The organism is Streptomyces sp. NPDC033177 (genome assembly GCF_055577715.1).
Window position 1 is genome coordinate 201,630 of sequence record NZ_JBVIPS010000007.1, and the last position, 11,048, is coordinate 212,677.

General features: G+C 73.2%; 7 protein-coding genes. 1 reads left to right on the plus strand and 6 read right to left on the minus strand.

Annotation, left to right across the window (positions count from 1 at the left end; genetic code table 11):
- The first annotated feature begins 152 nt into the window (after positions 1–152).
- On the plus strand, positions 153–1,466 hold the full coding sequence (locus ACZ5U5_RS24695) for a serine/threonine-protein kinase (RefSeq protein WP_469025403.1): 1,314 nt from the start codon (positions 153–155) through the stop codon (positions 1,464–1,466).
- Here ACZ5U5_RS24695 and ACZ5U5_RS24700 read toward each other — a convergent pair.
- From ACZ5U5_RS24700 to ACZ5U5_RS24725, 6 genes are all read right to left on the minus strand, one after another.
- Positions 1,457–2,275 carry a TrmH family RNA methyltransferase gene (locus ACZ5U5_RS24700; protein WP_469025406.1) on the minus strand — a complete coding sequence of 273 codons (819 nt, stop codon included), beginning with the start codon at positions 2,273–2,275 and terminating at the stop codon, positions 1,457–1,459. The two genes, ACZ5U5_RS24695 and ACZ5U5_RS24700, sit on opposite strands and share 10 nt — an antisense overlap.
- Before the next feature lie 85 nt (positions 2,276–2,360).
- The gene (gene cobA / locus ACZ5U5_RS24705) at positions 2,361–3,593 is read right to left on the minus strand and encodes a uroporphyrinogen-III C-methyltransferase (protein ID WP_469025408.1); all 1,233 of its coding nucleotides are present in this window, start codon (positions 3,591–3,593) and stop codon (positions 2,361–2,363) included.
- Positions 3,594–3,832: 239 nt separating this feature from the next.
- A complete protein-coding gene (gene cobT / locus ACZ5U5_RS24710; protein ID WP_469025410.1) occupies positions 3,833–7,759 on the minus strand; it encodes a nicotinate-nucleotide--dimethylbenzimidazole phosphoribosyltransferase in 3,927 nt (1,308 codons plus the stop codon).
- A gap of 353 nt (positions 7,760–8,112) precedes the next feature.
- Positions 8,113–9,324: a precorrin-6y C5,15-methyltransferase (decarboxylating) subunit CbiE gene (cbiE, locus tag ACZ5U5_RS24715; protein WP_469025413.1), complete on the minus strand. Its 1,212-nt coding sequence runs from the start codon at positions 9,322–9,324 to the stop codon at positions 8,113–8,115.
- Positions 9,325–9,442: 118 nt separating this feature from the next.
- Complete coding sequence (locus ACZ5U5_RS24720; RefSeq protein WP_469025415.1) at positions 9,443–10,084, minus strand: GNAT family N-acetyltransferase; 642 nt, start codon at positions 10,082–10,084, stop codon at positions 9,443–9,445.
- A 135-nt stretch (positions 10,085–10,219) separates the two neighbouring features.
- On the minus strand, positions 10,220–10,990 hold the full coding sequence (locus tag ACZ5U5_RS24725; protein WP_469026107.1) for a MetQ/NlpA family ABC transporter substrate-binding protein: 771 nt from the start codon (positions 10,988–10,990) through the stop codon (positions 10,220–10,222).
- Between the last annotated feature and the right edge of the window lie 58 nt (positions 10,991–11,048).

Consider the following 11,048-nt stretch of genomic DNA (forward strand, 5'->3'; position numbering starts at 1 on the left):
CCTGACAACGGCCGCTTCCCCCCGGCGCCCTGACCACTCTTCAAGTTTCCCACCCGGCACTGACAATCGGTCGGGCCGCGAGGGCGCGGCCTCTGCACCTGCCCGGCCACGGAAACGTAAGCTGTGGCACGACAACGGACCGGGCAGCGGGGATGGACATGGCGATGATGCGGCTCCGGCGCGAGGACCCGCGTGTCGTCGGCTCGTTCAGACTGCACAGGCGGCTGGGCGCCGGCGGCATGGGGGTCGTCTACCTGGGGTCGGACCGGCGGGGGCAGCGCGTCGCCCTCAAGGTGATCCGGCCCGACCTGGCGGAGGACGAGGAGTTCCGGTCGCGCTTCGCGCGCGAGGTCTCCGCGGCCCGGCGCATCCGCGGCGGCTGTACCGCGCGGCTCGTCGCCGCCGATCTCGACGCCGACCGGCCGTGGTTCGCCACGCAGTACGTCCCCGGGCCTTCCCTGCACGACAAGGTCGCCGCCGAGGGGCCGCTCTCCGCGGCCGACGTGGCGGTCGTCGGTTCGGCGCTCGCCGAGGGTCTCGTGGCCGTACATGAAGCCGGTGTGGTGCACCGCGACCTGAAGCCGTCGAACATCTTGCTGTCCCCGAAGGGGCCGCGGATCATCGACTTCGGCATCGCCTGGGCCACCGGCGCCTCGACGCTCACCCACGTGGGCACCGCCGTCGGGTCGCCCGGGTTCCTCGCGCCCGAGCAGGTGCGCGGCGCCGCCGTCACCCCCGCGACGGACGTCTTCGCGCTCGGTGCCACCCTCGCGTACGCGGGCATGGCGGACTCACCCTTCGGGCACGGCAGTTCAGAGGTCATGCTCTACCGCGTCGTCCATGAGGAGGCGCAGCTCGGCGGGGTCCCTGACGCGCTCGCCCCGCTGATCAGGGCCTGTCTCGCCAAGGACCCCGAGGAGCGTCCCAGCACGCTTCAACTGTCGCTCAGGCTCAAGGAGATCGCGGCCCGCGAGGCGCAGGGCCTGACGGACCCGCGGCCACCCGCGCCCCGGCAGGACCAGGACCGGCCGACGGGTCGGATGGCCGAGGAGTACGCGGACCAGCGCACCCAGCGGCGTCAGTCGCAGGGCACTCCCCCGCCGCGGCCCAGCTCGTCACGGCCGAGTTCCTCGCGGACCGGCTCGTCGCGCACGGGCTCCTCGCGGACGGGCTCCTCTCGGCCGCGCCCCTCGCGGGGCGGGTCCAGTTCCTCGCGGTCCGGCTCGCGTCCCGGGCAGCCCCGGAACACGACGCGCTCCGGTGGCGCGCGGCGGCCCGCCAACCCGCGGCTGCTGCGCCAGCGGCTCTTCGTCTTCGTGGTCGTGACGCTGCTCGTGGCCCTGGGGATCGCTGCGGCCCAGGGGTGCCAGGGGCCCGCGCGCGGGCTCGGCGGCAGCGGCGTGCACGATGTGCGCGACGTACAGCAGAGCCAGCGGCAGGATCCGGGGCCGGGCTCTCAGAGCTGAGGGCGGCCCGTCGCCACGGCGTAGAAGGCGACCGCGGCCGCCGCTCCCACGTTCAGGGAGTCGACGCCGTGGGCCATCGGGATGCGGACCCATTCGTCGGCCGCCATCAGGGCCTTCGTGGTGAGGCCCTCGCCCTCCGCGCCGAGCATCAGCGCGACCCGGTCCATGCGGTGGGGCGCCGCCTCGTCGAGGGTCCTGGCCTTTTCGTCCGGGGTGAGCGCGAGGAGGTTGAAGCCCGCCTCGCGTACGCCGTCCAGGCCCTTGGGCCAGGATTCGAGGCGGGCGTAGGGCACGGAGAAGACCGCGCCCATGGATACCTTCACCGAGCGGCGGTAGAGCGGGTCCGCGCAGTCCGGCGAGAGCAGCACCGCGTCCATGCCGAGGGCGGCGGCGCTGCGGAAGATCGCCCCGATGTTGGTGTGGTCGTTGACCGACTCCATGACGACGACTCGGCGCGCCCTGGTGAGGAGTTCGTCCGAGGTCGGCAGCGGCTTGCGCTGCATCGAGGCGAGGGCGCCGCGGTGCACGTGATAGCCGGTGACCTGCTCGGCCAGGTCGGGGTTGACCGCGTACACCGGGGCCGGGACCTCGTCGATGACGTCCCGCATGACGTCGACCCACTTGGCGGAGAGCAGCATCGAGCGCATCTCGTAGCCCGCCTGCTTGGCGCGTCTGATCACCTTCTCGCCCTCGGCGATGAAGAGGCCCTCGGCGGGCTCGCGCCTGCGGCGCAGTTCGACGTCGGTCAGGCCCGTGTAGTCGCGCAGGCGCGGGTCGGTGGGGTCGTCAACGGTGATGAGATCAGCCACAGGGTGATACTGCCTTGTCCTGGGTGTGGTGCCAACGCCTTGGAGCGGGTTGGGTTACCGGTGGTTACGTGGATGCTCTGGGCGGTCAGGCGGGGCTGCCCGGCCCCACGGTCACCACGTCGCCGATGACGATGACGGCCGGGGGCTTCACCTCGTGGGCGGTGACCTCGGCGGCGACGGTCGCGAGCGTGGCGTCGACGCGGCGCTGGGCCGCGGTGGTGCCCTCCTGGATCAGGGCGACGGGGGTCTCGGGCGACCGGCCGTGCGCGGTCAGCGTCGCCGCGATCTTGCCGATCTTGTCCACGCCCATCAGGATCACGAGGGTGCCGCGCAGCTTGGCGAGGGCCGGCCAGTCGACCAGGGAGCGCTCGTCGTCCGGGGCCACGTGTCCGCTGACCACCGTGAACTCGTGGGCGACCCCGCGGTGCGTGACGGGGATGCCCGCGGCGCCGGGCACGGAGATCGAGCTGGAGATGCCGGGCACCACCGTGCACGGAATGCCCGCTTCCGCCAGCGCCTGGGCCTCCTCCATGCCGCGCCCGAAGACGAAGGGGTCACCGCCCTTGAGACGGACGACCGACTTGCCCTGCTTGGCGTGCTCAATGAGGGCGTTGTTGATGGCCTCCTGGGCCATGAAACGGCCGTACGGAATCTTCGCGGCGTCGATCACCTCGACGTGCGGCGGCAGTTCGTCGAGCAGGTCGCGGGGGCCGAGCCGGTCGGCGATGACCACGTCCGCCTCGGCGAGGAGGCGCCGGCCACGGACCGTGATGAGGTCCGGATCGCCGGGACCGCCGCCGACCAGGGACACGCCGGGAGTACGGGTGCGGTGGTGGGGCGCCACGAGGGTGCCGTCGCGCAGGCCCTCGACGACCGCGTCGCGGATCGCCGCGGTGCGGCGCGGGTCGCGGCCGTGGATGTCCGTGGTGAGGACGGCGACCGTGACGCCCTCGGAACGGCCGGTCGCCGGGGTCAGGGCGGTGGCGGCGTCGGCGTCGTCCGAGCGGACGCACCAGACACGCTGGGCCTCGGCTTCCGCGGAGGCCGCCGTGTTGGCCTCGGAGTCGCTGGTGGCGATGAGGGCGTACCAGGCGTCCTTGAGGTCACCGGCCTCGTAGCGCCGGCGCTCCCAGGCGATCTCCCCCGCGTCCGCCATCGCCTCCACGGAGGGGGTCGCCGTCGGCGACACGAGGAGGATGTCGGCGCCCGCCGCGATCAGGGCGGGCAGGCGGCGCTGGGCCACCTGGCCGCCGCCGAGCACGACCGTGCGGCGGGCGGTGAGGCGGAGGCCTACGGGGTAGGCGGGGCTTTCGGCCATGGCGGGAGGCTCCTCGTGCGGGGCGCGGGGCTTTGCGGGTGCCGCTACGACGGTGGGGCGGCTGCGTTGATGCTGTGACGTGCGCGTTCAGTATGGCTGGGGCGGGGTGGGGTTCTCTCCCCCAGCCCGCCCCTTCCCGAAACCGGGGCTTCGCCCCGGACCCCTGTTCGTCTGCGGGCCGTGGGCCGTTTGTGCCCACCCGTTCCGCCCTGCGGAACGCCTGCCCACAAACGGAGCGGCTACTTTTCGGTGACCCCTGCCGAGTCGAACGTGGCCACCTCGTGCATCGCGCGCGCCGCGCTCTGCACCACGGGGAGGGCCAGGAGGGCGCCAGTGCCCTCGCCCAGGCGCAGGTCGAGGTCGACCAAGGGGCGCAGGCCCAGCTTGTTCAGGGCCGCCACGTGGCCCGGTTCCGCGCTGCGGTGGCCCGCGATGCAGGCCGCGAGGACCTCGGGGGCGATGGCACGGGCGACCAGGGCCGCCGCGCCGGCGCTCACGCCGTCCAGGATCACCGGCGTACGGAGGGAGGCGCCGCCCAGGAGGAGGCCGACCATCGCGGCGTGCTCCAGGCCGCCGATCGCGGCGAGGACGCCGATGGGGTCGGCCGGGTCCGGCTGGTGCAGTTCGAGGGCGCGGCGCACGACGTCGACCTTGCGGCCGTGCATCTCGTCGTTGATGCCGGTGCCGCGGCCGGTCACCTCGCCCGGGTCGGTGTCCGTGTAGACGGAGATGAGGGCCGCGGACGCCGTGGTGTTCGCGATGCCCATCTCGCCGGTGAGCAGGGCCTTGTTGCCCGCCGCCACCAGGTCGCGGGCGGTCTCGATGCCCACCTCGACGGCCGCCTTGACCTCCTCGCGGCTCAGCGCGGGTCCTGTCGTCATGTCGGCCGTGCCCGCGCGGATCTTGCGGGGCAACAGGCCGGGGGTGGCCGGGAGTTCACTGGCCACACCCACGTCGATGACGCAGACCTCGGCGCCCACCTGGTTGGCGAAGGCGTTGCAGACCGCGCCGCCGCCGAGGAAGTTGGCGACCATCTGCGCGGTCACCTCCTGGGGCCAGGCGGTGACGCCCTGGGCGTGCACACCGTGGTCGCCCGCGAAGATCGCGACGGCCGCGGGCTCCGGGATCGGCGGCGGGCACTGCCGGGACAGGCCCGAGAGCTGGGCGGAGATGATCTCCAGCATGCCGAGCGCGCCCGGCGGCTTCGTCATGCGCTTCTGCCGCTCCCACGCCTCGCCGAGCGCCTTCGCGTCCAGCGGGCGGATGTTGGAGACGGTCTCCGCGAGCAGGTCGCTCGGCTCCTCCCCGGGCAGCGCGCGGCGGCCGTACGTCTCCTCGTGCACGACCCACGAGAGCGGGCGGCGCTTGGACCAGCCTGCCTGCATCAGCTCGGGCTCCTCCGGGAACTCGTCGACGTATCCGACACAGAGATAGGCCACCACTTCGAGGTGCTCGGGCAGGCCGAGGGTCCTGACCATCTCGCGTTCGTCGAAGAAGCTGACCCAGCCGACGCCGAGGCCCTCGGCGCGCGCCGCGAGCCAGAGGTTCTCGACGGCGAGGGCCGAGGAGTACGGAGCCATCTGCGGCTGGGTGTGCCGGCCGAGGGTGTGGCGGCCGCCGCGGGTCGGGTCGGCGGTGACGACGATGTTCACCGGGGTGTCGAGGATCGCCTCGATCTTCAGTTCCTTGAACTGCTTGGCGCGGCCCTTGGGCAGCGACTTCGCGTACGCGTCCTTCTGGCGCATGGCCAGCTCGTGCATCGTGCGGCGGGTCTCCGCCGAGCGGATGACGACGAAGTCCCAGGGCTGGGAGTGGCCCACGGAGGGCGCCGTGTGGGCCGCCTCCAGGACGCGGAGCAGTACCTCGTGCGGGATGGCGTCGCTGCGGAAGCCGTTGCGGATGTCGCGGCGTTCGCGCATCACGCGCAGGACGGCCTCGCGCTCGGCGTCGTCGTAGCCGGGGGCGGCGGGCGGCTGCTGGGCCGGCTCCGGCTCCTGTACGGGCTCGGCGGGGGCGTCCGCGTCCTCGGCTGCCACCTGGGCGGCGGCTTCGGTCGCTTCGGCGGGCCCGGCCTCGACGATGAGCAACGGCTCGGGGGCTTCGGCCGCGGCCACTTCCTCCGCTTCGGCGGGTGCCTCGACCACGGCCAGGGGCACGGCTTCGGCTGCCGCCTCCGCGGGTTCGGGCGCCACGGCCACGGGTTCCTCCGCCACGTCCGGGGCCGGAGCCACCACGTCCGGGGCCGGAGCCACCACGTCCGGGGCCGGAGCCACCACGTCCGGGGCCGGAGCCACCGCGGGCTCTCCTCCGTCACGCGGTGCGGGCACGGCGGCCACGGGCTGCGGGGCCACGGGCTCGGGGGCCTCGGCGGTTTCGGGAGCACCAGCGGCGCCGACGGGCTCGACGGCTTCGGCGGACTCGGCTGCTTCGACGAGCGCCTCCGCATCGACGGGCGCCGACGGCTCCTGGGCCACGAGGGCTTCGGGGGCCTCCACGGCGGCCGGCGGCTCCGGGGTGTCGACCACCGGCGGAACTGCCGCTGCCTCTGCGGGCTCCGGCTGCGCCTCGGGGGCGACGGGCTGCGGGGCCTCGACGTGCTCGGGGGGTACGGACAGGGCGTGCGGAAGCGTCGGCGCCAGGTGAGGCGTGGTCGGCACCGAGCCCTCGACCGGCACGAACTGGCCGAGGGGCGCGGGGGCCTGGGGGTCCGCGAAGTGCTGGTTCGGGCCACCCGCAAGCCCGTCGCCCTGCGGCGCCTGCGCCACGGGGATGTCGGCGTACTGCTGGGGCTGCTGAGCCTGGTGGACGTGCGGGCCATGGGCCGCGGGTCCCGCGCCGGCGAGCGGCGCGTCCGACCAGGGCTGCGCGCCCGCCATGGCGAACTGCGGCTGGCCGGAGCCCTGCGCGAGCGCGGGCTCCTGGCCGGCTTCCGGGGCGGACGCGGCCGGGTCCCCGGCGAACGGCTGGGCGGCGGACGGCTGCTCGGCGTTCGCGGCGAACGCGGGCTGCCCTGCTTCGGCGGCGGCGTGCGCGAAGTGAGCGTCGGCCTCGGTTCCTTGCGCGATCGCGGGGTCGGCGGCCTCCGCGGCCTGCGGGAAGGTGGCCGCGGGCGTCTCGGCGGCCGGAACCGCGGGGTCGGTCACCGCGGGCTGGGGGGCCTCGGGCGCGGGTGCCGGTGCGTCCAGCGTGCCCTGGGCGTCAGGCGTGTTCTGTATGTCCCATGCGTCCTGCGCGTCGTGTGTTTCCCCTGTGACGGGAGTGACGTCCGGGACGACCGTTTCTGCTGGTGCGACGGGCTGCGCGTGCTGCGAGGGCTGAGGCGACTGCGCGGCCTGCGCGTGCTCCGACGGCTGCGAAGGCTGGGAGTGCTGCGGCTGGGGCTGCGGCGTCCACGGCGTCGCGCCCTGCGGCACGTTCTCGCCGAGCCGCGTCCCTCTGGGCATGCCTTCGTCGTCACGCGGGATGTCGAGGTACTCGGGGCCCACGGTGGGTGGCCCCGCGTGCCGTACGGGCGCGGCGTGCTGCGGCGCACCGGCCGGGCCGCGGTCGGCGAGGGAGCGCACGGGGCTGCCCGAGCCGTCGGGCACGGCGGGACCCGAAGGCCCCCGGTGGAGCGGGCGGCGGGAGGGGCCGGGGTGCGACGCGGGGGCGGGAGCGGAAGCACCGGGCAACTGGACGCCGTTCAGGTCGACCGAGCCGCTGTCACGGCCGGCCGTCTCGTGCGGGCCCGGCTGGTGCGTGGCCTGCGGCTGCCCGGCCGGCTCCTCGGCGAACGACTGCGGGGCCGCCGCGTGCTGGCCGCCATGCGGGAGGCCGCCCATCTGCAGGCCGCCCGTCGACGCCTCGCCCATTGGCTGCTCTCCCGGTGCCTGACCGGCCGAGTGCTGGCCGCCGGCGGACTGATCGGCGGCGTACTGGTTCGCCTGTGGGTCTCCCCCAGGCTGCCCCATGCCCTGCTGACCGACTGCCGGCTGTGGCTCGCTCCAGGCGCCCTGGGCGCCCGGCATCAACAGCAGGTCGTCATCGTCTGCGGGGGCGACGCTCTCGGCGGGACTATCGGAGGGGTCGAGGTAGGTGTACGCGCCCGGGGCGGGGACGCCCGGCTGCTCCACCATGCCTGCGTTCTCCGGCAGTCCCTCGCCCGGGACCTGGCCGGTGTCGGTCATGCGTAACCCCTCGCCCATCGGTTAGTGCTTCTTCGACCGCCCCTCAGCCGTCGGCCGGGGAAGCCCCATTGCCCGGAGCGGCGCACCAACCGCCCGTCAATCTCAACGAGCGTGCGCGCCACGCGGCACGAACCGCGTACGGACAACAGGCATTGTCCCGGTCGGGCTGCCACCGCGGCGCCTTGATCCGCAACGGCCCGCTGTGGGCTGCGCCACGTTGCGCGCCCTCCGGTCCTGCCGTACCACACACCCCCCAAAACGGGCGAGCTTTCCGGACATTGACCAACTATTTGCCGGACACTCGGTGCGGTACAACGATCGGCCAGCCTACCCCGCACCGTGCGGAAGCAGGGTCACGGGGCGCGATCGGGCAACTGTCCGGAGAGCGCGAAGACGACGGTCCGCTCTCGCTCCGTCCACGCGCGCGTGTCGAGTTCGACGGACTGGAGCAGCGCGCATTCGACGGTGTAGCCGTGCTCCGTCAGGCCCCTGCCGATGAGTTCGGCGGCGTCACGGGTCGACGCGTGCGTCACGATCCGCGCCGGGCGGCGGTCGGCGACGGCGGAGACCACCTCGGCTCCCCCGCCCCCGATCCGTACGACATCGGGCTCGGGCAGGTCTTCGAGTACGTGTGGCGCGGTGCCGTGCAGGATCTGCGGCTGTACGCCGAAGTGGCGGGCGACCGCCATGGTGCGGGCGCAGGCGTCGGGGTCGGCGTCGACGGCGATGACGGCGGCACCGAAACGTGCCGCCTCCACGGCGAAGGCGCCGCTGCCGCAGCCGATGTCCCAGACCAGGTCGCCCACGCGCGGCCCGATGCGGGCGAGTTGGACGGCCCGCAGCCGGTCGCTCTCGCCCTCGCCGAGCTGGGCGTCGCCGCCGTAGGCAGGGGCGGGCAGCGCCCAGCCGCGCGGGGTCCCCGGGTCGCGGCCCGCGATCCAGCCGGTGTCGGAGGCAGCGGCCGGGCCGCCGACGACGATGACGACGTTCGGGTCGCGCCAGGTGTGGTCGGCGGCCTTGTCCGAGGTCAGGACGGTGACCTGTTCGCGCTCGGTGCCGAGCTCCTCGCAGATCACGAAGGTGCGGTGCACGCCCTGGAGGAGCAGGCCGAGCTCGGCCGGGCCCGCGCCCGGCGAGGTGAGGACGGCGACCTTGGTGTGCGCGCGGCAGAGGTTCACCGCGCGGCGCAGCGTGCGGGGGTGGGCGACCACGACCTCGGCGTCGTCCCAGGGCATCCCGGCGCGGGCGAAGGCCTGGGCGACGGAGGAGACGGCGGGCACCACTTCGACTTCGAGGCCGAATTCGGGGGCGCGCAGCGTGCGGACGACGCCGAAGAACCCGGGGTCGCCGTCGGCGAGGACCACGGCAGTGCCGCGGTGGGCGGCGATGCGGCGGGCGGCCAGGCTCACGCTGCCCAGGCGGATCCGTTCCGCGGTCGGCGGCACTTCGGCGAGCGTCAGGTGGTGGGCGGCGCCCGCGACGAGTGTGGCGGCGCCGAGCGCAGAGCGCGCCGCGGCGGTCAGCGGCGAACCGTCCCAGCCGATCACCGTGACGCGGTCGGCCATCGTCGTGTGTCTCCTGGTTTCTCGCGGATTGTCTGAGAGGCCGGGTGTCGCGTGTAGGGGGCAACCGCGTGCGGCCAGGGGCGAGCGTACCCGGTGGGGCCCTGAGGTGCTTGTGGGGTCAGTTCCAGTCGGAGAAAGCCGTGAACCCGCTGTCGGCGAGCTGCTCGCCGACTCCTTCGAGATCCTCGGGGAGCAGGCTCCACACGATGAGGTCGGTGCGAACCTCGATCCAGCCGCCGAACGGGTCCCCGCCGTTCCGCGTACGCGCTATCCAGGCGCCCCGCAGGACTCCCTCGCTGATGCAGCCGATCTTCTGCGCGACCTGCTGGGCCGCGGTGTTGTCGGCGGCGGTGCGCAGCTCGATGCGCTCGAAGCGCTGGTCGTTGAAGAGCCACTGGGCGGTGGCGAGGGCCGCCTCCGACGCGTAGCCCTCGCCGCGGGCCCAGGGGGCGACGACGTAATTGAGTTCGCTGGAGCGTACGCGCCAGTCGGTGTCGCGCAGTTGGACGACGCCGACCAGGCGCTGGGTGAGGAACTCCGTGACGGCGAGGGCGATGCCGCGACCCTCGGTGCGCTCGGCGGGTGCGAGGCGGGTGATCCAGTCGCGGGCGTCGTCCTCGGTGTAGGGCTGGGGCACGGAGGTCCAGGCGGTGACCGTCTCGTCGTTCATCATCTCCGCGTACGCGGAGACGTCGGCTTCCTCGAACGGGCGCAGCACCAACCGCTCCGTGCTGATGGAGATATCGGGGAAGGTAGTCATGCGCTGCTCCGTAACCTGGAACCCTCGGGCCTGCTGAAGAGCCCAGCATGCAGCATGTCGGCGCGCAAACGCACCACGGGGTCCGCTCCTTCATCAGGAGTGGACCCCGTGGTGGGGGCGGAAACGGACTGTGCGTCAGCTCGTTTCGACGGGCAGGACGGAGCCCTTGTACTTGTCCTTGATGAACTGCTTCACCTCGGGTGAAGTGAGCAGTTCGGCCAGCTTCTCGACCCTGGGGTCGTCCTCGTCGCCCTTCTTGACGGCGAGCACGTTGTTGTACGGATTGTCCTTGGGCGACTCGAGAAGGATGGCGTCCTTCTTGGGGCTGAGTCCGGCGTCGAGCGCGTAGTTGTTGTTGATGACCGCGGCTTCGACGTCTTCCAGGGAGCGGGGCAGCTGGGCGGGTTCCAGCGGCTTGATGGTGAGCTTCTTCGGGTTGGACGTGATGTCCTCGGGGGTCGCGTTCGCGCCGGCCCCCTTCTTGAGCCCGATGACGCCCTTGGAGGCGAGGAGTTCGAGCGCCCTGCCTTCGTTGGTGGTGTCGTTCGGGACGGCGACGGTCGCACCGGCGGGCAGCTCGGTGACGTCCTTCGCCTTCTTCGCGTACACCCCCATCGGCGGCAGGTAGACCTCGGTCACCGGCGTGAGCTCCGTCTTCTTGGACTTGTTGAAGTCCTCCAAGTACGGGGTGTGCTGGTAGAGGTTGGCGTCGAGGGACCCTTCCTGGAGCGCGGTGTTCGGCGTGACGTAGTCCGTGAACTCCGTGATCTGGAGGTCGAGTCCCTTCTTCTTCGCGAGGTTCTGCTTGATGTACGTGAGGACTTCGCCGGCCGGGGTCGGGGTGGCGGGGGGGGGGGGGGGGGGGGGAGGGGAGAAGGCCCACCCCCCCCCCGTTTCCCCAACCAGCAAGGAAAGCGGGGGGGGGGAGAGTCCTACCGACCCCACGGAAGAGAGGATAATGAAC

What these genes read in the sequence shown, in the direction of transcription:
- cbiE (WP_469025413.1), bottom strand. Translation starts at nt 9,324, where the DNA reads ATGGCCGACCGCGTCACGGTGATCGGCTGGGACGGTTCGCCGCTGACC.
- ACZ5U5_RS24695 (WP_469025403.1), top strand. Translation starts at nt 153, where the DNA reads ATGGACATGGCGATGATGCGGCTCCGGCGCGAGGACCCGCGTGTCGTC.
- ACZ5U5_RS24720 (WP_469025415.1), bottom strand. Translation starts at nt 10,084, where the DNA reads ATGACTACCTTCCCCGATATCTCCATCAGCACGGAGCGGTTGGTGCTG.
- cobT (WP_469025410.1), bottom strand. Translation starts at nt 7,759, where the DNA reads ATGACCGACACCGGCCAGGTCCCGGGCGAGGGACTGCCGGAGAACGCA.
- cobA (WP_469025408.1), bottom strand. Translation starts at nt 3,593, where the DNA reads ATGGCCGAAAGCCCCGCCTACCCCGTAGGCCTCCGCCTCACCGCCCGC.